General features: G+C 44.9%; 15 protein-coding genes, 1 pseudogene and 1 other annotated feature. Of the genes and pseudogenes, 13 read left to right on the plus strand and 3 right to left on the minus strand.

The genetic code is table 11. The features are described from left to right. Window positions 1–41: 41 nt before the first annotated feature. The 3 genes from galU to asd all read left to right on the plus strand — a co-directional run bounded on the left by galU (window position 42) and on the right by asd (window position 3,468). Entirely contained in the window at window positions 42–914 is an 873-nt protein-coding gene (gene galU / locus MKZ12_RS13625) for a UTP--glucose-1-phosphate uridylyltransferase GalU (RefSeq protein WP_339242284.1), read from the plus strand. Between the two features lie 151 nt (window positions 915–1,065). After that, on the plus strand, window positions 1,066–1,911 hold the full coding sequence (locus tag MKZ12_RS13630; protein WP_339260878.1) for a class I SAM-dependent methyltransferase: 846 nt from the start codon (window positions 1,066–1,068) through the stop codon (window positions 1,909–1,911). Between the two features lie 78 nt (window positions 1,912–1,989). Then, window positions 1,990–2,265: a binding site (T-box leader), on the plus strand. Between the two features lie 117 nt (window positions 2,266–2,382). Further along, window positions 2,383–3,468, plus strand: coding sequence for an aspartate-semialdehyde dehydrogenase (asd, locus tag MKZ12_RS13635; RefSeq protein ID WP_339260880.1), 1,086 nt, complete (start codon window positions 2,383–2,385; stop codon window positions 3,466–3,468). 314 nt (window positions 3,469–3,782) lie between these two features. Here asd and MKZ12_RS13640 read toward each other — a convergent pair. After that, window positions 3,783–4,130: pseudogene (locus tag MKZ12_RS13640) on the minus strand (MerR family transcriptional regulator); the annotation flags it as partial. 173 nt (window positions 4,131–4,303) lie between these two features. Between MKZ12_RS13640 and MKZ12_RS13645 the strand changes: the two are divergent. Next, entirely contained in the window at window positions 4,304–5,155 is an 852-nt protein-coding gene (locus tag MKZ12_RS13645) for an aldo/keto reductase (RefSeq protein ID WP_339260882.1), read from the plus strand. 121 nt (window positions 5,156–5,276) lie between these two features. On the opposite strand, the gene MKZ12_RS13650 is transcribed toward MKZ12_RS13645, so the two are convergent. Continuing rightward, window positions 5,277–6,245: a bile acid:sodium symporter family protein gene (locus tag MKZ12_RS13650; protein ID WP_047842786.1), complete on the minus strand. Its 969-nt coding sequence runs from the start codon at window positions 6,243–6,245 to the stop codon at window positions 5,277–5,279. Between the two features lie 141 nt (window positions 6,246–6,386). Between MKZ12_RS13650 and MKZ12_RS13655 the strand changes: the two genes are divergently transcribed. The 5 genes from MKZ12_RS13655 to MKZ12_RS13675 all read left to right on the plus strand — a co-directional run bounded on the left by MKZ12_RS13655 (window position 6,387) and on the right by MKZ12_RS13675 (window position 14,582). Beyond that, a complete protein-coding gene (locus tag MKZ12_RS13655) occupies window positions 6,387–6,857 on the plus strand; it encodes a DUF6376 family protein (protein ID WP_339260884.1) in 471 nt (156 codons plus the stop codon). 218 nt (window positions 6,858–7,075) lie between these two features. Next, window positions 7,076–7,831 (plus strand): SDR family NAD(P)-dependent oxidoreductase, encoded by a 756-nt coding sequence (locus MKZ12_RS13660; RefSeq protein WP_339242297.1) that lies wholly within the window; start codon window positions 7,076–7,078, stop codon window positions 7,829–7,831. Window positions 7,832–8,318: 487 nt separating this feature from the next. Next, the gene (locus MKZ12_RS13665) at window positions 8,319–9,116 is read left to right on the plus strand and encodes a sulfite exporter TauE/SafE family protein (RefSeq protein ID WP_339260886.1); all 798 of its coding nucleotides are present in this window, start codon (window positions 8,319–8,321) and stop codon (window positions 9,114–9,116) included. Window positions 9,117–9,302: 186 nt separating this feature from the next. Next, on the plus strand, window positions 9,303–11,684 hold the full coding sequence (locus MKZ12_RS13670; protein WP_339260888.1) for a polyprenyl synthetase family protein: 2,382 nt from the start codon (window positions 9,303–9,305) through the stop codon (window positions 11,682–11,684). 270 nt (window positions 11,685–11,954) lie between these two features. After that, window positions 11,955–14,582, plus strand: coding sequence for a PAS domain S-box protein (locus tag MKZ12_RS13675; RefSeq protein WP_339260890.1), 2,628 nt, complete (start codon window positions 11,955–11,957; stop codon window positions 14,580–14,582). Window positions 14,583–14,721: 139 nt separating this feature from the next. Here the strand turns inward: MKZ12_RS13675 and MKZ12_RS13680 are convergent, their stop codons facing one another. Continuing rightward, window positions 14,722–16,488 (minus strand): ABC transporter substrate-binding protein, encoded by a 1,767-nt coding sequence (locus MKZ12_RS13680; protein WP_339260892.1) that lies wholly within the window; start codon window positions 16,486–16,488, stop codon window positions 14,722–14,724. A 329-nt stretch (window positions 16,489–16,817) separates the two neighbouring features. Between MKZ12_RS13680 and MKZ12_RS13685 the strand changes: the two genes are divergently transcribed. From MKZ12_RS13685 to MKZ12_RS13700, 4 genes are all read left to right on the plus strand, one after another. After that, the gene (locus MKZ12_RS13685) at window positions 16,818–18,053 is read left to right on the plus strand and encodes an MFS transporter (protein ID WP_339260894.1); all 1,236 of its coding nucleotides are present in this window, start codon (window positions 16,818–16,820) and stop codon (window positions 18,051–18,053) included. 443 nt (window positions 18,054–18,496) lie between these two features. Beyond that, window positions 18,497–19,228: a Stf0 family sulfotransferase gene (locus MKZ12_RS13690; RefSeq protein WP_339260896.1), complete on the plus strand. Its 732-nt coding sequence runs from the start codon at window positions 18,497–18,499 to the stop codon at window positions 19,226–19,228. A gap of 137 nt (window positions 19,229–19,365) precedes the next feature. Then, window positions 19,366–21,111: an ABC transporter ATP-binding protein gene (locus MKZ12_RS13695; RefSeq protein WP_339260898.1), complete on the plus strand. Its 1,746-nt coding sequence runs from the start codon at window positions 19,366–19,368 to the stop codon at window positions 21,109–21,111. Beyond that, window positions 21,108–22,877, plus strand: coding sequence for an ABC transporter ATP-binding protein (locus tag MKZ12_RS13700; protein WP_339260900.1), 1,770 nt, complete (start codon window positions 21,108–21,110; stop codon window positions 22,875–22,877). Before MKZ12_RS13695 ends, MKZ12_RS13700 begins: the two co-directional genes overlap by 4 nt. Window positions 22,878–22,919: the final 42 nt, after the last annotated feature.

Raw genomic sequence — 22,919 nt, forward strand, 5'->3', positions numbered from 1 at the left:
ATATTAGTTATATGAAGCAAATGAAAGGAGTGTATGATGAAATGCGCATTAAAAAAGCCGTTATTCCGGCAGCGGGTCTCGGAACCCGTTTCCTGCCAGCAACGAAGGCACAGCCTAAAGAGATGTTACCCATCGTGGATAAACCGGCCATCCAATACATTGTTGAAGAAGCAGTGCAGTCAGGCATTGAGAATATCCTCATTGTGACTGGACGCAACAAAAAATCCATAGAAGACCATTTTGATAAATCGGTTGAACTTGAACATTCTTTATATGCCAAGGGCAAACAGTCTTTACTGGAAGAGGTGCAAGCGATCAGCGAGATGGCCAATATTCATTTTATTCGTCAAAAAGAACCGCTGGGTCTGGGGCATGCCATTGGATGTGCACGGCAGTTTGTAGGAGATGATGCCTTCGCAGTACTGCTCGGCGACGACATTATGGTGTCTGATCCGCCTGCACTTGCCCAGATGGTTCATCTCTATGAAAAGACAGGCAGCCAGATCATCGGTGTCCGTCAGGTAGACGCGGCAAATGTGAGCAAATATGGCATTATTGATTCGGCTGGTGCAGAGGACCGGGTTCACCGAGTCACCAATCTGGTCGAAAAACCTTCCCTTGCAGAAGCACCATCCCGAACAGCTGTAATGGGAAGATACATTCTGAAACCTTCCATCTTTCCCATCCTGGATCAGATCGAGAGAGGGGCTGGAGGGGAATATCAGTTAACGGATGCCTTGAAAGAAATAAGTCAGGTGGAGGAGTTGTTAGCTCTTGAACTGAAAGGACGTCGCTACGATATTGGCGATCAATTCGGATATATTCAGGCGATCTTGGAGATCGGATTGATGCGCAAGGAATTACAGCCCATGCTGACACCCTATCTTCAAAAGCTTGCAACCCAGTGGGTATAGGCATTGATATGAAGCAGAGGCCCACATCTGCTGCAACAAGAGAGCCTTTCCTTCGCACATGGTCCTTTCATCGAATCCAGCATTGTACAATGTTTCCAGTAACGCTACAATGAGCAAGAAGTTCAAGTTGCTCTTGGAGGAGTGAGGAATCATGAATGAGACTATCATCAGGGACCTTATTAAGTATATGGACGTCGAGGACAACGCCGCCATTCAGTACATTCAGACCGAGCATCGGATGAAACTGGGACACTTTTGGGGAATACAGAAAGGTAACCGTGTACTGGAAATCGGGTGTGGTCAGGGAGATACAACAGCCGTGCTTGCACACCTGGTGGGGGAGCATGGGTACGTTCATGGTGTAGATATTGCACCAGAGGATTATGGTACACCGTTGACCGTAGGTGAAGCGGCAGCCAAGCTGCGGAGATCTCCGCTGGGTGACCGAATTCGAATGGATTATGAGTTCGACATTCTAAGTGATCAGGTTCAATTTGCCGAGAATGAGTTTGATGTGATTGTACTATCCCATTGTTCCTGGTACTTGAAATCGTTTGACGAACTCGCCCGGATTCTTAGCAAGGTTAGGACGTGGGGACATCAGTTATGTTTTGCCGAATGGGATGCACGAGTAACAGATGTGAGCCAGCTCTCGCATTGGTTATCCGTTCTCATTCAGTCCCAGGTTGAATGTTACAAGGAGAACAGCTTCTCCAATGTGCGTACGCTTTTTACACCGGAGGATATTCAGGAGCTTGTCACTGCGTCAGGCTGGATGATGAAGGAAGAGATTTCGATCCATTCTTCCGAGCTGCAGGACGGTCGCTGGGAAACTGAAATGACACTGGCAGAAGCGCCTGAGGAAATAAAACGGCTTCCGATCCCGGACAAAGTAAAAACACTTCTTCTTTCCGAACTGAAATTACTCAGAACACATCATGCGTTGGGCCCTGGGAGTCCACTGGGGACGTATGCCATTATTGCCAACAAACAGTAAGGAAATCACGAATAAATTTTAATAGCCAAAAAAATATGTTTACTTCATCACGGTAATTTTGATATTATAATCGCAATATCAAATGCGACGAAGAGACGAGTAGATAAAAACCATTCTTTCAAAGAGAGCTCCGGCAGCTGAAAAGGAGTAAAGAACTTTTTATTGAATAAAGACTCAGAGCAGCACATCGGAACTTAGCATTAAGGGATGGTGTGACAGGCGCTCCTGTTACAGAGCTAGAGTAGGAAGGTATACAACAGCAACATGGTTGTGTAACCTTTACTTGAAGAGGCGGATATGGTGACATATCAGCGAATCTGGGTGGTACCACGAGAGTTCAATCTCGTCCCTGAGACTATTGTCTTGGGGATGGGATTTTTTGGTTTTTTCGGGGCTGTGACTACACGCTTTGGAATTGCCTGAATAGTGTTTAATAAGAGGAAACTCACACCGAAAGGAAATGATGATTGAATGTCAGCAAAATTGAAAGTTGGTATCGTCGGTGGAACGGGAATGGTAGGTCAGCGTTTTGTAGACCTGCTCGATCAACATCCATGGTTTGAAGTAACAGCTATTTCTGCAAGCGCCAATTCGGCAGGTAAAACATATGAAGAATCCGTACAGGGCAGATGGAAACTCGCAGTTCCTATTCCGGAAGCGGTGAAGAAAATCGTGGTTCAAGATGCTTCGCAGGTCGAAGCTTTTGCCAGCCAGGTTGATTTTATTTTCTGCGCGGTTGATATGAAAAAGAATGAGATTCAAGCACTCGAAGAGGCTTATGCCCAAACAGGAACACCTGTCGTATCCAACAACTCCGCTCACCGCTGGACAGCAGATGTACCTATGGTAATTCCTGAGATTAACCCGGGACATCTGGACGTGATTGAAGCTCAACGCAAACGTCTGGGTACCAAAACCGGATTCATTGCCGTAAAACCAAACTGCTCCATTCAGAGTTATGTGCCAGCATTGCACGCTTTGCGTGAGTTCAATCCGACTCAGGTCGTTGCTTCCACATATCAAGCCATCTCGGGAGCAGGTAAAAACTTTACGGATTGGCCGGATATGCTCGATAATGTCATTCCATACATCGGTGGTGAAGAAGAGAAGAGTGAACAGGAACCACTCCGGATCTGGGGTAGCATCGAGAACAATCAGATCGTCAAAGCTTCTGCTCCATTGATTACAACACAATGTATTCGTGTACCGGTAACGGATGGTCATCTGGCTACCGTGTTTGTAAACTTTGAGAAAAAACCAAGCAAAGACGAAATTCTGGAGCGTTGGTTGCAGTTCAAAGGTCGTCCGCAGGAACTGGCTCTGCCAAGTGCACCAAAACAGTTCATTACGTATTTTGAAGAAGAGAACAGACCACAGACAAAACTGGATCGTGACATCGAACGCGGAATGGGTGTATCGACAGGCCGACTGCGCGAAGATTCACTCTATGATTACAAATTCGTTGGATTGTCCCACAACACGCTCCGCGGAGCGGCAGGTGGTGCGGTTCTGATCGCTGAATTGCTCAAAGCCGAAGGATACATTCAACCGAAATAAGCATCAAAGAATCATGAACAGCAACAGATTTCTGCAAAGAATGATTAGATGAAAACCATCACTTGTTGATGGTTTTTTTTGTGGGCTATATCCGGAAAACGGAGTGGAGTCATGGAGTGGTATAAAATATGTAAAGTGAAAAACGCCGACAGGATTGTCAGCGTTATTTACTGCGCAGCTGCCGGGCACGGACTCGAAGCTTCGGATTCAGGAAGAATACGACTCTTTAGCCGAGAAGCCGGACAGCTACCTTCTTCGTCGCGTTTGGTTTCCCAATGAATAGGATTGGTCATATCCGGGATGCGTTGCTCCTAAATGGCTTGATATTGACGTGCTTTCTCTTCCAAATGAGCAACCCGGCTCTTGGCTTCTTCAAGCTGAATCAGCGCTGCTTCCTTGTATTCCATCATAAGTGCGAATCGCTGTGCAACGGTTGAATCCCCTTCAAGACAGAGATCGACGTATGTTTTAATGTTCTAAATCGGTAAGCCAGTCTGTTTGAGGCATTTGACACCATGCAGCCAGTTGATGGATTCCTCATCAAACACCCGAATGTTATTTTTATTGCGTTGAATGCTTGGAACCAAACCTTTATCCGTGTAAAAGCGTACCGCGTGCTCTGTGAGTCCTGTAAGATGGGCAGCATCCTGAACCGTATACATATGTAATCCTCCTCGTAAAAAATATAATGGAGACCGCTTGACTTCGTCTAACACGAAGGAGCTAGGGTTATTGTAACGCAAGTCGGACGGAAGTGGAACAACTGCTTTTTTTGCTGAATTTCAGCAATACGTGAAGACTTGCGATTCACAATAGAACCTTAGGAGGCGTTAATATGCAAACTGTAACTTTAAATAATGGAGTGAAAATGCCGATCATCGGCTTTGGTGTCTACCAGGTTCCTGATGCCGATGAATGCGAGAACACGGTATATGAAGCATTGAAGGCAGGTTACCGCTTAATTGATACGGCCGCCGGATACCTGAACGAAGAAGCAGTTGGACGCGCGATCAAGCGCAGTGGCATACCTCGGGAAGAACTGTTTATCACGACCAAGCTATGGATTCAGGATGCCGGATATGAAAGTACCAAGCTGGCGTTTGCCAAATCGCTCAGTAAGCTGCAGCTCGATTATCTGGATATGTACCTCATTCATATGCCTTTTGGTGACTACTACGGGTCTTGGCGTGCGATGGAAGAACTGTACCGCGAGGGCAAGATCAAGGCAATAGGCGTCAGTAACTTCCTGCCAGACCGTCTGATGGATCTTATTGTTCATAACGAAATTGTGCCTGCCATCAATCAGATCGAAACACATCCGTTTCAACAGCAGGTCGATAGTGCTGCTTTTATGAAAGAACAGGGCATACAACACCAGTCATGGTCACCGTTTGCGGAAGGTCGCAACAATTTATTTAGCAACGAAGTGCTGGCTTCCATTGCCGGGAGACATAACAAATCCATCGCCCAGGTTGTACTCCGCTGGCTTGTGCAACAAGACATCGTGATTATTCCAAAATCGGTACGCAAAGAGCGGCTTATCGAGAACTTTGATATTTTCAATTTTGTACTGAGTCCGGAAGAGATCGCAACCATTTCCACGCTGGATACCAAGGAAAGTCTATTCATGAAGATTGACGACCCTGAAGTTGCCCAGATGCTAGGTAATATGAAAGTGGATTTGTAAAGACAGAAACGAATGACTAGATTTACGAAGCGGAGCTGTATCGTAGCGATATTAGTAATAAAAGCAATCCAATGTAAAACGCCGACAATCATGTCGGCGTTTTTTACATTCCAGTATGTTGTTAGGCGGCAGATGTCTTATCCGACTTATGCAGAAGCTGAGAGCGACGACCGAGCAGATAACCTGTCAGGGAAGCAAGCATCTGTTGGAATACCATGCCGAGCACAACCGGGACAGCAACAGGTGGCGGAAAATACGAAACAGCGAGTACTGCACCTGCGCTGATATTACGCATGCCTCCATTAAACACGAGAGCTACCTGGTCGGCCTCATTCCATCCCAACAATCGAGCAATAAAATAACTTAGTGCATACCCGAAAGATGCCAGGAAAATAATGATGACCGCAAGACCAGCCAATTTCCAGTTGAAATCGGCCAAGTATGGGGCAACAACAGATCCATTTATTGCAACGACGGATGCCATAAACAATTTGGATAATGGATTCAATCTCGGTCCCCAGACTGGGACAATGGCGCCTTTGGTCCACTCATTCAAAAGCATACCGAGCAGGGATGGCACTACAATCATCCAGAACAGACTGCTCATCATGGCAGCTGTATCCAGGGTGACACTGGTGCCAATCAACAGAGATAATACGCCGGGAACGACGAAAGGAGCAAGCATCGTATCAATCAGGATGATGGAAAGCGTAAGTGCGATATTGCCCCGATAGATGCTGACCCAGATGAAGCTGCTTATTCCAGTTGGTATAACGGCTGCCAGAACCAGACCCGTTATAGTGTACGCATCTGTAGGGAACACCAGATGACCCATACCGAGAGCAATTAGAGGCATCGCCAAATGCAAAATAAACAGACATACAAACAAGGGGAACGGCTTCTTCAGTACATTGACAAAATCCCGTATCCCAAGACTGATACTTCCAGCGAACGTCATGAACGCAAAGAGCCAAGGAGATAAAAAGGTATAAGAAGAAAGGAAACTCCCGCATAACACGCCAATAATAATGCTGATTGGGGTAATCAGTGGCATGATGCGGTTCAAGCGTTGGTTCAAGGCTTGAAGCATTATCATGACATCCCTTTACCGTGTGATTTTACTATTATACATGTTAATAACGCTGGCTGCAGATCCATTTGCAATAAAACAGTCTAAACAGGTATCATGGACTTGGAACAAGGATTTAGAATAGGAGAAAGGGAGATGATCATGTTTAAAAGAAAACGAAGGCACACATTAATGATGACAGGCCTTATCGCATCAAGTATTCTTTTGATTTCGGCCTGTTCTGTCGTGGAGCAAGCCAATGAAAGTTTAAATTATGTTAGTGGGGCTACTGATTATATAGAACAGGTATCGAACGCCGGCGCAGATCTGCAAGAGCTCGCATCAGGTGCAGTGAACAATCCGGAGATAACCACTCAGATTCAGGAGAAAATCGATCTGATTCAAGCAGAAGCAAGCGAATTTTCTCAGCTGACTGCTCCTGCGATCGGTGAGAGCATTCATGAGAATCTGGTCAGATACAATACGCAATTAACGGAAGTTGTGGACCATTTCGAGAATACGATTACAGAGCAAGGGTTTACGGTGGGAAATTGGGAGAAGACGGGCATTCCTGAACTGATCACCAACATCAATAACCTGAAAGATCCGCTTAGTGGACTTCAGGGGGAATAAGTTGAATTCATTTTCAATATGTAGAGACCACTCAGTTTGAATTTTCATTTTTTGTAAGGGCGAGATATCGAAGGGATAGAATTTCTGATATCTTCGCTTTTTTTATTTTCCGTTGACTCATGCATATTTAATGTCACAGGAGCTAGACTATAGCAAGTAATCACGAGATGAATATGAGCCAGGGTTTGATATATTTTGCCACAAAGGAGAACTGAGTCATGACCGAACACAATGGAAAAGTAATCATTATTACTGGTGGAGCTAGTGGTATTGGTAAAGAAACAGCCCTTCAACTTTCGGATCAAGGTGCGACTATTGTTATCGCTGACTATAATGAAGACGGAGCGAAGAAGCTTGCGGCAGAGATTGAAGCAGCAGGCGGAACAGCGGGCGCATATAAAGTGGATGTATCCAAAGGGGACGAGATTAAAGCCCTGATCGACTGGACAGTTGAGCAATACGGTACGTTAAGCGGTATTTTCAATAACGCAGGCATTGGACTTGTGAAGCCATTTCTGGAGATGGACCCGGAATCCTATCACAGAGTCATTGATGTAGATCAACACAGTGTATATTATGGGATGTATTATGGCGCGAAAAAAATGGTTGAATTAAATGTACAAGGTACCATTGTTAATACGGCTTCGATCTATGGAAGTGTTGCTGCAGTAGGCAGCTTCAACTACAATGCAGCCAAGGCGGCTGTTGTAATGATGTCCAAGTCTGGTGCATTGGAACTTGCGGAGCATGGAATTCGTGTCGTTGGTGTAGCGCCTGGTTTTATCGAAACACCGATTCTTGGCGATGACCAAGCCATGAAAGATGCACTTGCTACTCAACATATGCGTGGAGAACTTATTCAGCCAGAGAAAGTAGCCAGTGTGGTTACATTCCTCTTCAGTGATGCAGCAAGTGCAATGAATGGTACAACCGTAGCAGTAGATGATGGTTTCCTCAGCTTCAAAACCAAATAAGTAACCCTTCTAGAAGGAAGGGAAGTCTCCTCAAATAAACAGAAAAAACGGTGCAAAACGATTTATTCGTTTTGCACCGTTTTTGTATTTCATTATAAAGGAATCGTGGCATAGGAGGTGGAAATAAGTTTGTCGAATTATCCCGAAAATTCAGAGATCATGATACAATTAACAAGGCTATAGCTTTTTATCATTTTGTGGTGTCATATACAATTCGAACTCCAAGAGAGCCATAGCTCTCTTCTTTGTAATGACATTGAGAACAGCTTTTGGTTGAACACAAAGCATCATTATGAACTTGTAATTTTTCGTTACACTGTGGACATTTATTTTCAAAAAGAGTCTTCAACACGTTAAACATGCTTAATCACTCATTTCGGATTAATTTACTTGGTTTTTATTATAACGGATAATATTCGCCTTGTATAGCACTTTAGATGGGGATCGAAATGAAATTTATATTGGCACGAAAGGAAGCGCATAACCGATGGATCTTCAGCTTTTTATCATCATGTTTATTCTCGGTCTGGTCGGTTCATTTTTCTCCGGTTTGTTGGGTATTGGTGGGGCCATTATCAATTATCCGCTACTGTTATATGTTCCATCCTGGATGGGACTGGAGCCATTCTCAGCCCATGAGGTATCGTCGATTAGTATGTTTCAAGTATTTTTCGCTTCACTGGCCGGTGTTGTTGCATTCCGGAGAAAAGTAAAAGCGGGGAGAAGTGGTGGGGCATTTGTTCACCGCGGATTGGTGCTCTACATGGGCTCCAGCATTCTTGCTGGCAGTCTGATTGGCGGGTTCGTCTCAGGTCATTTGGATGGAAGGGTTATTAATCTGATCTATGGTATTTTGGCAATTCTGGCGATTGTGCTCATGCTGATTCCTGGAAAAGGAAAGCTTGATACCTCGGCTCCTTTGGTGTTCGACCGATGGATAGCAGCAGGCACTGCGTTTGCAGTAGGCATTGTATCAGGAATTGTGGGTGCGGGTGGTGCTTTTATCCTTATTCCCATAATGCTGACGATCCTTAACATCCCCGTGCGAACGACGATTGCATCTTCACTGGCAATTGTATTTATCTCGGCCATTGGTGGTGTGATAGGGAAATTGACGGGTGGAGACATTCCGCTGGAACCCATTATCTATACAGTGATTGGTAGTATGCTGGGGGCTTCCATTGGTTCTAAGGTTAGTTCGATGATCAATGTGAGGATACTTCGGTATGCATTAATTGTACTTATCGCCATTACAGCGGTCAAAGTCTGGTCTTCCATTCTGTAAAATCACGTACGTAGAATGAACAGTGACGATTTCGTAACCAAACGGTTGGATCACCGTATAAAGGTTATGAACATGAGCTGACACGTTGGATACACCATCAAATGAGTTCAGTTTTCGTCCATGGAGCACCTCATCTCCTTTCATGGATACATGTTTAACATTAATAGAAGTTGAGGTATCCACCCTATGAATAACGTACTTACAGAACAGGCTGATGCAGGATATCGGCTAGCTGAACAGAAAGCATCTCAGTATTTTACTGCTCTTAGGCAGCAACTTATGGATAATACGTATACAACTATACTTACCCAAGATATTCATGTGTGGCAAAAAAAACATATTCATCGTTTTGCCTGGCTTTCTCTTTTGTCACCGAGTAAACGAAAACCCGATCCCCGGGATGTGCATAGATATATCCATTGGCTGAATACAACTGGAAAGTTGGATGATTACCTGGATCGGAGTATTTCATATATCTATATGCGAGATCTGGGGCAAGCCCTTGATTCTCCAGATACCCAGACCCGAATTCAGCACGTTGTCCAGAATACCAAAAAATATTTTATGGGCTCTGCCGCTGGGCGCAACGGGCAGCCCGATTACATCAGTCTGGCTGCGCTGTACCGGTGGGGGCAGAAGGAGCACATTGAAACGGCTGTCATCTGGGTGATGAACAAATTAAAGAACGTAGCATCCAACATCCCGAAGGAGCTGGATGCAGAGCAGGCGCAGCGGAAGCTTATCAAAATTATTCTCGGCGTGGTTCTTCATGTGGACGATGAGATGAACGAGCAGACCCCACCTGAGGAACGGGCCCGAAGATTCGATGCGGCGATCAGACTCGGTTATTCCTACGGTTTGACGTATCCATTTGTGGATGACCTGCTGGATTCTCAAGCCTTGACTGCTCAGGAAAAGGAACAATATTCCCTGATGATACGCGATGCACTTCTTACCGGGGTTGTACCTGATCTCGGAGAATGGAAAGGTGCTAACCTTGAAGTGATTGAATATGTGCATTCCGAGCTTCGGGAAGCATTTGAGTACATCAAGAATTACCAGCACCCAGAGAAACAACGCGCGTTCCTAGAGCAATCCTATGTTTTCTTTCAGTCTCAAGAGATGGATCGCAACAAGAAATTAGCCAATGCGAATTATACCAATGAAGAATTGTACATTCCAATTATTATTAAATCTTCGTCTTCCCGATTAATTGTCCGGTCTGTACTCAGTGCACCAGTGGATGAAGGATTTGATCTGCGGACGTTCTATTACGGGATATATAATCAGCTGGCAGATGATTTTGCCGATATGTTTGACGATATGGAAGAAGGGGCTGTAACTCCTTATACGTACTATTTGAAGTATCGTGATTTGCGCCCTGATCTGATTAATCCATATGAATTGTATTGGGCAGTCATCTCTCACCTGATCCACGATATATACAACTCGGACGCCAAGACCCGGGAGGTCATCCTGGATCGGGCTATAAATGGTCTGAAGCGTTGTAAAGAACGGTTGGGGCAGCAGAAATATGATGAAGTAATGACGATCTTTGCCTCGGGGCAGCCTGAATTCAATCAACTGGTTCAACAGATGGTGAGAAAAGCAGATGACGTTGATTTTCTCGATAAATTGTTACGGGATCAGGTTGTGCTTCAGTTGAAACATGACAAGCAGGAGAAAGAGGAGTTCAAGCAGACCATTCGAACAGTTCGCGAACAGATTAATGTGGAGTTGCAGATTGCGAAGCCCGGTGGACTTCATGAGATGAAAGAAACGCTGATCGATGCAGCCAATTATAGCTTGCAGGGAGACGGAAAGAGGTTACGCCCCATATTAACTTGGGTTATGGGTGTGCGCGAGTATGGCCTACCCGAATCATCTATTGTTCCGCTGCTACGATCGCTGGAGTACATGCATACTGCTTCCCTGATCTTTGATGATCTGCCTACGCAGGATAATGCTTCGACGCGGCGTGGACGTTCCACTCTGCATCAGGTACACAATAGCGCCACAGCAGAGCTTACGGGTCTGTTTCTCATTCAGAAGGCGATAGGAGAACAATCCTCATTGAATCGCTTTGATGCAGCAACCGTACTCACTCTTATTCAATATTCGGCTGAAAAAGCTGAGGATATGTGTATGGGGCAAGCGATGGATCTGAACTCCAAAGGCAAAGTGTTAACGCTTGAGCAGTTGAATATGATCTGTTTTTACAAAACAGGCATTGCCTTCGAAGCTGCTCTGGTCATGCCAGCCATACTTGCTCAAGTGAAGGAACCGGAGATGGCAACGCTGAAAAAGTTCGCTTATCATGCGGGGATCGCCTTCCAAATCAAGGATGACTTGCTGGATTACGAGGGAAATCATCTCATTCTTGGGAAACCTGCAGGTCAGGATGAGCGGAACAACAATTCAACCTTTGTGTCCATCCTGGGTGATGAAGGCGCGAAGAAAGAGATGTGGGAACATTACTGTCTTGCTACAGATGCATTAAACGAGTTGCCGAAATCTATTCCATTTTTGAGACATCTTTTGGATTATCTTGTGGCTCGTGAGCGATAAACCATTTTTCTCGTGATGCCTTATTGCATATGACTTATAATGATAGATAACGACAAAGGTCGGGATTCCATAGGATGGATTCCGGGCCTTGTTTGCCTTCATAGACACAAATTTCTTGGAAAGTTTTGTTTCAAGGATTGAAATTCTGGGTATTAAGCAGGTACTGTTGTTTTAAAACCGACTAATTATTATAGAAGATCTTTTATCAGGAAAAATCTTAGATTTCGACAATCTTTAGATGGAGTTTATATGCCAAAAGGAGAGCTTACAATGCAGGTTCAAAAGGTCGATCATCATGAATTGTTCGAGCAGATTTACAACCAAGCGCCTATTGGGATTGCACTCGTTGCTCCGACGGGGCAATGGATGAAAGTGAACCCTGCTTTTTGCTGTATGCTAGGTTACACAAGTGATGAACTAATGAATCTTACGTATCAGGATATTACACATCCGGATGATTCACCACACGATATGATCTGTAGTTACGACCTATTTGAGGGTAAAATAAAAGAAAATCAATACGAAAAGCGTTACATCCATAAAAATGGTGACATCTTATGGACGTCATTGCATGTTACATTAGTTCGTAGAGAAATTACGGATGAACCGATTTACTTTATTTGCCATATTGTTGATATTACTGACCGCAAAATGTCTGAACAAAAGCTTCTGCATAGTGAAGAGATGTTCAAACTTATAACAGATCATGCTCAGGAGATCATCTATATTGCCGATCAGCAGGGTGTTTGTAGATTCTGCTCACCCTCCGTTCAAGGTTTACTGGGTTATTCGCCAGAACAAGTAATTGGTCAAAATAATGATGCATATTTTCATCCACAAGATCTGGAACGGATTTCAAAGATGGACTTGACCAAGGGTAATCTGTTGAATACTAGGGTCCGTCATAAAGATGGGCATTATCTGTGGTTTGAAACCACATACAAGGTCTTTGGAGATGCTGAGCATGGAGTGCAGATTTTTTCAATTGGACGAGATGTATCCGAACGGAAAAAACATAAAGACATCAGTGCAGAGGCTGAACGCATCGCCTTAATTGGCAGTTGGGAATGGGATATGGTCAATGACCAGATCGCTCTTTCAGATCAGATTTTTGAGATTCTTGAATTCGAACGTACACGAAAATCATATCGTGCAAGCGATATAGCTAATGTGATTAATCCTGCGGATAAAGCCTCCTTATACGAACAAATGGAATGGGTAAAACAAGGGAAAGCGCTAGATTTCGAGTACAAGCACATTAGTACGAATGGAAGTGAGAAGTATCTTCACTTGCGTGGATTGATTACGTTCGATGAGAATCATCAGCCAGTCCAGCTAAACGGGACACTACAGGATATAACTGAACGCAAACGCATCGAATTTAAATTACAGGAATCTGTGGAGCGCTACACTTCGCTTAAAAAATACAATCATGACGCCATTATCTCGTTTAACATGGATGGTAATATTATGAATGCCAATCCCGTAGCGGTGAACATGACGGGCTGTCCCGTGGCTGAGATGATCGGCACAAGCATAAGCAGATTTATCGGAGCCGACAATTTGGGTCTGATCTTGGGCAGTAATTATGAGATGGCTGAAAAGGAAATCAACGCTGTAAGGCACACCGATGGCTCTGAGACCGAAGTCTTGGCTACGCTTGCTCCAATCATTGTAAATAAATCCAATGTCGGGTTTTACCTGATTGCGAAGGATATCATGGAGCAGAAGAAACTGCTTGTTGCCAAAGAGACAGCGGAGAGAATGAATAAGGCCAAAAGTGAATTTTTGGCGATGATGAGCCACGAGATCCGCACACCTATGAACGGTGTAATTGGGATGACGGATTTGCTATTGGATACTCCTGGACTTAGCGCGGAACAAAAGGAATATATTGAAATCATTCAGAAGAGTGGAGATTCCTTGCTGGCGATCATTAATGATATTCTTGATTTTTCCAAAATCGAGTCAGGCAAAACCGATCTGGTAGAAGATCCTTTTGATCTCGTAGAAATCGTGACCGAGACGGTACAAATCGTAAAACCACTGGCTATTGAAAAAAAACTGGATGTTCGTATGTGCGCAGAAGATGTCATACCAACTCCGGTATATGGTGATGCGTATCGACTGAAACAAGTGCTTACCAATATCATTGGCAACGCGGTCAAATTCACTTCAGAAGGCGGCGTGGATATTAAAGTTGGGGTTAAGGAGCAGTCTAGCAATAGCGTGAAGCTTTATTTTCAGGTAAAGGATTCGGGCATTGGGATTCCGGCTGAGAGGAGACAACAATTATTTGAACCCTTCTACCAACTGGAGAATTTTATGACCCGCAAACCTCAAGGTACCGGTCTTGGCCTAGCCATTAGCAAGAAACTGGTGGAGCTTATGCAGGGCGAGATTTGGATTGAGGATTCGGATCAACCAGGTACAATATTTATATTTACTGCCCAATTCAAATTAAATAATGGTGAAGAAAGCAACAGCTTGGATCAACAGCAGAAGAAGAGCAGAACCTCAGCCTTGCGAATATTAGTCGCAGAAGACAATGAGGTGAATCAGCTTGTCCTTAGCAGAATTGTGGAGAAAAAAGGACATTTTGTGGATCGTGTGGCGGACGGTATTGAGGTAGTCGAAGCGGTAAAACACAATTCATATGATATTATCTTCATGGATGTGCATATGCCAAGGCTTAATGGATTCGAAGCGACAAAAGTGATTAAAAATTCTTTGCACTCCGAGAGTTGTCCGTATATTATTGCGGTAACTGCCAATGCGTTAAGAGGAGACAAGGATAAATGCTTGAAGGCAGGCATGGATGCGTACGTCAGCAAACCGATTAAAATCGAGTCCATCATGCAAGTCTTGGAAACCTATTACGTCAAACATAATCTTTGAAACTAATTTCTAATTGTACTAAAAAATAGATTGGCAATAGAGCCGTTAGCTTATCACAAATAAACTAGCGGCTTTTTTTGCTGTTCCATGATTTTGGTCCACCCCTGTATCCCACAGATGCAACTGCTCACGAATATCCCTAAGGATTTTTGATCCACAATTTGGAGATGTTCATATATCCGAATTCTGCTATCTGCATGCCGAAGATGCTTTGATCCAGTTCAGCCTGCTTGTTCATGTGGCACCCATGCAAGATCCAGCATTGATCACGAAGCAAGGCTTCAGCTTCGTCCAGGAGCACTGTACGGTCTTCCCGATGAAGCTTCGCGAAATGATCCAGTTTGTCATCCAGTTGAGACTGGAATGCAGGAGACATACACATATGAAAATGGTTGGACAGGTTTTTGAAAAAATGAATCATGCCGTACTGCCAATCTTCCTCCAGTATCTCTTCAGCCAAGATCAATTGTGCGTTCGTGGTTTCCTCTGAGTTGAAATAATCCACAACGGGCTGCATGCTGATGTTTATTCCGATGGACTGCGCACGACATTGGAACCACTCCGCAACATCTGCATCCTTATTTTGCTTATACGATAAAGTTATCGTCTCACCCTGGTATCCACAGCCATGCAGCAATTCACGAGCATGGTCAAGAGAAACCGCTGTCCAGTCTTGGGCTGCACTTCTCCAGGGAAGGAAACTGCTGGCTGGTGTGATCCGATTGCCACCGAGATCTCTGACAAGAGCGACCGAATCATAGACGATACGAAGCGCTTGTCGAAATAGAGGCTGATGATGGATGCCTTCTTTGTGAAAATTAAACAGCATATACTGACAACCCAGTGCCGGATAATTGATGCTGTTGGTCCGTTCAAAGCCTGTTGCGAGACTCAATCGATCTGTACCTGGTAGCTCATAATAACGATCATTCGGACTCAGGTCAGGTACGAACCAGAAATGGACTTGATCCAGATGTGGCCGAATGCCGTAGTAGGCATCAAATGCAGTAAGTTCCAATACATCTTCATTCAGCTCAGAGATCTGGAAAGGACCGGTACCAATTAAGGTATTGGCTACATTGTAATCGTAGGGCAGGATCGTCATTCGAATACAACTGAAGAGATGCAAAAAGAACCGATTAGGACGACGAAGAACAAACTTGATGCAGTAATCACCCGATACTTCCGCGTGTTCGATATCCCGATATAACCAGATGGACGGACTATGCACGTCTTTTAATCGTTGCAACGTTGCTTGCACATCCCGGGAGGTCATGACACGACCGTTGTGAAAACGTACACCCTTCCTGAGATAGAAGGTCCATAATCGGTGGTCCTCGCTGCACTCCCACATATGAGCCAATGCTGGGCGGAATGATTCTTTTTTGGCATCATAAGTGATTAATGTATTACAGACCTGGCTCAACAGATAGGTTTCAAAAGCAGTATACACAAAGGCTGGATCCAAATCGCCTAACTGGCGAGACCTCATAATGCGCAGGATATCCTGACCTGAGGAAGTTTCGTCGTGGCTGTGAAATCCCATCTGTTGATGGAGGGAAAGCATGAGCTGTTCTCGCAATGAATCATGCATCTGAATGGTTCCGATGAGTTCAATGGCATCTTTCATTTTGCCTTTAGCGAGAAGTTGGGTAAAACTCGCTTCCAGCGCTTCATTCATGCTACGCAGCAACGTTAATTCCGAATGGTGCCCACGACCACGCCCGGGTTGCCAGTGGATGAAGCCTTGCTCCTCCAATTTTCTAATAATGAACTTCACATTACGAGGGGTGCAGCACAAGGCAGCAGACAGGCTATCAATGGTTACCGCTACAGGTTCATGGAGCTTGAATGAAAGTTGTTCGGAACCGGCGAGCCTTAGAAAGTGTGTATGTAGAGTATCCATGTGCATAACTCCTCTATTAAAGGTGAAAAGTGTGATCAAATGTTTACACTTTTACTTCCCCCTTTTATCCTTACAATTATACATGAGTAGAGGTAGTTCAAAAAGTCCGCTTTTGATTACGAAAGACGCCTAAAGGCATCATCAGCATCGAATATGGAATACAGCCGAAATGTCCGTTGCTCACGTAGTTTTCCCTACGCTCCGCTACTTCATTTCTAGCTTTATCCCATCTTCTCGGTACTGAAAACCGAACTTTTTGAACACGAATTAGTAGAAGTTGTTCAAAAAGTTCGCTTTTGAAGCATCTAGAATGAATAGGAGAAGTTCGCATGAAGCAATATTTAAGGCAAATTCACCCCTTGGCATGGACCATCATTATCGGAACCATGTTTGGACGTCTTGTCACGTCAATGAGTATCCCGTTTCTATCCATTTATCTGACACGTGTACTAGAGGCTACACCGACTCAGACCGGTATTACTGTGGCAGTTAGCTCGCTGGCAGGTGTAATGGTCAGCTTTTATGGCGGTTATATTTCGGACCGGATTGGTCGCAAAATCGTGATGTTAATCTCGGTATTTAGCTGGGCAGGTGTGTTTTTCATTTTTTCAGCAGCAGAGCATCTATGGGTGTTCTTTGTTGCCAATACGTTAAACGGATTATGCCGTGCAGTATTCGAGCCTACCTCCAGAGCCCTGTTATCGGATATTACTTCTCCGCAGAACAAATTGCTGGTGTTCAACCTCAGATATGCTGCGATTAATCTCGGCGTGGTCTTTGGGCCAATTATCGGATTTCAACTGGGATCGTCTGAATCGACATTTCCATTTGTGATTTCCGGCTTGGTATACATAGCCTATGGACTTGTACTGTTTCTGCAATTCAAGCTACAGCATGCCAATTTGCCAGAGCGTCATCAGGCAACCGCACCACGTTTGCGTGAAGCACTCATGACCACTGGTCGCGACCGGGTGTTTCTGCCAGTATTGATCGGTACCACATTTTGTGTTCTGGGTTACGGACACTTCAGTTCTACATGGGCACAGTACTTGGCGAGGAGCCCGATCTTTGAAAATGGAAGCCAGATGTTCTCGTACATGCTTTCCCTGAATGCCGTGACGGTATTGATTATTCAGTATCCGCTTGTGCGAACATTCCGAAACTTTCCACCGCTTGTTCCTCTGATTGTGGGTAATCTGCTGGTTGCAACCAGTCTGATGATGGTTGGAATCGCTGAAGGTGTACTCATGATGATGATGAGTGTCATACTATTTACCATTGGGGAAGTATTATTGTTCACGATGATGGATATGCTCATCGACCGGATTGCGAAGCCGGAATGGAAGGGAACGTATTTCGGGACCATCGGCTTCAATAATATTGGTAGTGTCATTGCTCCTGTAATGGGAGGGGTGTTATTAAGTCAATTTGGAGCGGAGAATGGACTCGCTGTCTTTGTACCGATTGCGCTGACGACTGCACTGGGAGTTCCTTTTCTTCTGATCGCACATAGACGCCTTGTTGTTAGAGAGAAGCAAACGGAGTCCACATCATTGGGAATGTAGCAGGAATTGAAAGATTAATGACATGAATTAAATAACAATTCAGTTAAAATTATCTTGACGGATGTTAAACCAGGGAATACAATAAACAACAAATATGTGAAACGGGTGGGATGATGATTATGTTTATGCCTATACAGATTTCGAATCAATAACTGAATACGCATAAGCATAGTGACATTAATCCGATTTTTTTGCAATGATCGCGTTGGGACAGTCATGTTTGTGCACCCCTGTCGTGGACGCTCATCATTATTGCGATGCAGAGGAGATTCGGGAAATGCTTGCATTTCATCCGGACTCTTTCGGTTATAAGCTGTAGATGAACTTTAGTTCATCTATGGCTTTTTTGCATGCATTCCACCAATCCGTTCACATGGAAAGGAGCATTTGTTTTTCTTTTTGGCAATGAACATACCCTTAAGGGAAGAAAGAGAGGTAACCTTATGAAGCAACCTGCGCAAAGTTATACCATTTGGTTCTCCCAACGCACGGGCAGTACTCTGTTGGGTGATGCTTTAAGTTCTACAGGTGTAGCCGGTTATCCGAACGAATGGCTGCATTATCAGTTTAAAAGTCCAGATAATTTGAAACATGAAGATCTGGAGCAGATTTGGAGCCAAGGGACAACGTCAAACGGCGTATTTGGCATAAAGATTAATTTTGAACAACGATGGATTGACGCATTACGTAATCTCTATCATCTGCCACCAGTGTTATCACGAGCTGAGGTATGGAGTACGGGGTTTCCGAACTGTAACAAGCATATATACATGACACGTCGCAACAAAGTCAGATTGGCGGTGTCGTGGTGGAGAGCCATTGTTTCGGGGGAGTGGCATCGCAAGCATGGAGATCGCCCTCACATACAAGATATTGCAGATCAATACAACTTTGATGCGATTAAACATTTGCTTGTTGAGAGTAACATGTGCGAAGCTGCAATCGAAGATTTTCTGTCCGAATCGGGCATTGAACCGCTGACAATTGTATATGAGGATTTTATACAAGATTATGAGGGGACCGTCATGGATGTGTTAGCGTTTTTGGGAGTTCAATCGGACGGTATTACGGTATCAGCCCCTTCCTTTGACCCGATTGCAGATGAGATCTCTGAACAATGGGTCCAACGATTTCGGGAAGAGTGCCAGAGAGGATGGGAGAATGTAAGATGGTAAACACACATGGAAAAATACATCCACGGGTCGGAAATGTTGCATTTAGTGTTATTATGTATGATTCATCTTAGTGAGGAACAAAGATGGTTTGAATCATTAGAACAGAAAAGAATTGTTATACGAAGGAGTGAGGGGTTATGCCCAAAACAGAGAAACGCTCCATGTCTTGGCTGCTGCGCTATTTAAAACCAGTCAAAGGACGGCTGGCCTTACTTTTAATCATGTTGCTGACATCAACGGGGCTTCAGCTTTTGAATCCACAGATTATCAAACGATTTATCGATACAGCGGCAAATGGCGGAGTGCTCACCAATCTCATTCAGCTTGCAGGAATATTTCTGGTTGTGGCCGTGTTTAATCAACTCATCACGGTAGCGGTCAGTTATCTGGGAAATGATGTAGCCTGGCGGGCTACGAATCAACTTCGTGGAGATCTGCTGAAGCACTGTCTGCGTCTTGATATGCGTTTTCATAATGTGAAAACACCTGGTGAGATGATTGAACGTGTGGATGGTGACGTAACGAGTATCTCCAATTTTTTCGCAATGTTTATCGTGCAAGTGATCGGGAGTTTTGTACTGCTGGCCGGAATTCTCGGGTTCATGTTCAGCGTCAATGTGCCTATTGCTATGGTCATGACCGTGTTCACATTGTTATCGATCCTGTTCATGGTCTTCATCCGAAATCTGGGCGTGGACTCTTCCAAAAATGAACGGGCGGCAAGTGCCGCTCTGTTTGGATTAATTGAAGAACGTATTGCCGGGATTGAAGATGTGCAAGCGAATGGCCATGTGCCCTATGTGATGAACCGCTTTTACCGCACGATGCGCACAGTATTCCGTAAGGGGAGAAAAGCCTGGCTACTTCGGGTTATTCCATGGAATACCACAGTAGTTCTGTTCGCTCTGGCGGTCACTGCGGTGTTATTGTTGGGTGTGCATTACTATATGGAAGGTCTCATTAGTATTGGAACATTATTTCTAATCTACCAATATACGCAGATGCTGAATGATCCGATTGAGATGCTTGGAGATCAGGTGCAGGAGTTCCAAAAAGCAAAATCAGGTATGCTGCGCTCCAGAGAGCTGCTATCCATGCAGAGTGTGATTGAAGAGGGGACAGAGGAGCAATTGCCTGAAGGACCGCTTGGATTGGAATTCAATCAGGTACATTTCAGCTATAACCAGGATAAACCGGTATTGCAGGATATTAATTTTGCCATTAAACCTGGAGAACGTCTGGGAATCATCGGTCGCACAGGTAGCGGCAAATCGAGTCTTAGTCGTGTTCTTCTCCGATTGTACAATCTGGATCGGGGAACGATCCGTGTAGGTGGAACGGATATCACGAAGCTTTCATTACAAGCGCTCTATCGCCGGGTGGGTATGGTGACACAGGATGTGCAGTTGTTTGATGGCACGTTGCGTGACAATCTGACCTTGTTCAATGGGGATGTATCGGATCATATGATCAGGGAAACGACGGATCGCCTTGGGCTTAGCCAATGGATTAATTCACAACCAGAAGGACTCGATACCTATCTGGCAGCAGGTGGAGCTTCGTTATCGGCAGGGGAAGCACAGTTATTTGCCCTAACACGCGTATTCCTGACCGAACCAAGTCTGGTCATTCTGGATGAGCCTTCCTCACGTCTGGATGCTGCGACAGAAGGCATGCTGCAATCTGCAATTGACCAGTTAATGAAACAATCCACAGGAGTCATCATTGCTCACCGACTGGCTACACTGGAGAAAGTTGACCGGATTATGGTGCTGGGGGATGGCAAGGTACTGGAATTTGGAGCGAGAGAAGAACTTGCCAGTAACCCGGCATCTCATTATGCCAGACTGCTCATTACAGGCCGAGAGGAGGAATTGGCATGACTGTAGCAGGATTTATAGGCCGTTTGTTTCGATTCAGGCCTTTGTTATTTGTAATCAACGGATTGTTATGGTGTATATTTCATTCCTTGCCGTTAGCCATTGGTATTGGGATGCAGTGGTTTTTTGATCGCACAACAGTGGGGTCAAATGACTATATGTGGCTTGCTGTGCCGCTTATCTTTATTGCTTTGGTCCGAATGGCTCGGGTGGGCACATTCTTTGTAGCCTTCTATGCATGGGTTACGTATCTGTATCATGTTCAGGCGATTTTGCGTACCAACATGCTCGCAGCGATCATGCGCTGGCCGGGCCGTAATCTTCCGGCTTCACCAGGGGAAGCGATGAGTCGTTTTCGGGATGATGTGGATGAAGTCGTCGAGTATGTAGAATCATGGGTGGACTTCTGGGGACGACTTGTATTTGCTGTTGTGTCCATCGTCATTATGGCGAACATTAATTGGCAGATCACATTGGTTGCCGTGCTGCCATTGGTGGTCGTGACCTTACTTAATAACCTGTCGGGGAATCGGGCCCGGAAATATGCACAGGTTAACCGCGAAGCGACTGGGCGAATTACCAGTTTTATTGCGGAAACGTTTGGAGCTGTGCAAGCCCTGAAACTGGGTCAGGCGGAAGAGAACGTCTCTTCACGTTTTAACCAGTTGAATGAGGATCGTCGTCAGGCTGCACTCCGGGACAATCTGTTCAAACAGTGGATGAGATCAATGAATCAGCATGTGCTCAGTATCTGCACCGGGCTGATTCTACTGATGTGTGCAGCTGAGATGAAAGCAGGGAACTTTACCGTAGGTGATTTTGCTTTATTCACCAGTTATCTGGCTAATATCGGATTTAGCATTTCACTGTTTGGTTATATGGTGTTTCAGCACAAAAGGCTTAAGGTATCCTATGATCGTATGCGCAAGCTATTTCGCCCAGGGGAAGAAGACCAGATCATGGATTCGAGAGAAATCTACCTGTATGAAGATCCGCCAGCGCTTGTAAGTGAACAGAGAGATCCCAAGGAGAAATTGCAATCGCTTGAGGTGAAGAATCTGACGTATCAATATCCGAATTCTGCAAATGGCATAGAAGAGATCAGTTTCCGTCTGAAACGCGGACAATTTCTGGTCATTACGGGACGGATCGGATCAGGTAAATCAACGCTCGTACGCACACTTCTTGGACTGTTACCCAAGCAAAAAGGGGACATTCACTGGAATGGAGCAGCTGTTGATCCAGCCACGTTCCTGATGCCGCCTAGAGCAGCGTATACCCCACAAGTGCCAAGACTGTTCAGTGATACGTTGAAAGAAAATATCGTTCAGGGTAAACAAGGTAATATGGAGCAAGCGCTTGAGAAAGCCATTCGTTTGGCTGTGATGGAGAAAGATATAAACCATCTGGATCAGGGGCTTGAGACCCCGGTTGGTCCAAGAGGAGTGATGCTGTCAGGCGGGCAGATTCAACGGGCGGCTACAGGGCGCATGTTAATGACGGAGGCGGACTTGTTTATCTTTGACGATCTGTCCAGTGCACTGGATGTGGAGACCGAACAACAAGTATGGGAAGGGTTGTTCCAAGAGCCGGATGTCACCTGCATCGCGGTTTCTCACCGCAGGGCAGCGCTCTCCAAAGCAGATCATATTATCGTGATGAAAGATGGACGCATTGAAGCGGAGGGAAGCTTGGCTGAATTGCTTGCCACCAATGAAGAGATGCAACTGCTGTGGCAAGGCGAACAAACTCCTGCTAAAGTAGGATAGCTTTGAATAAATTAGAAAAGCCAATAAAAACCAAAAAAGCCT

This window comes from Paenibacillus sp. FSL R5-0713, assembly GCF_037973325.1.
Taxonomy (GTDB): domain Bacteria; phylum Bacillota; class Bacilli; order Paenibacillales; family Paenibacillaceae; genus Paenibacillus.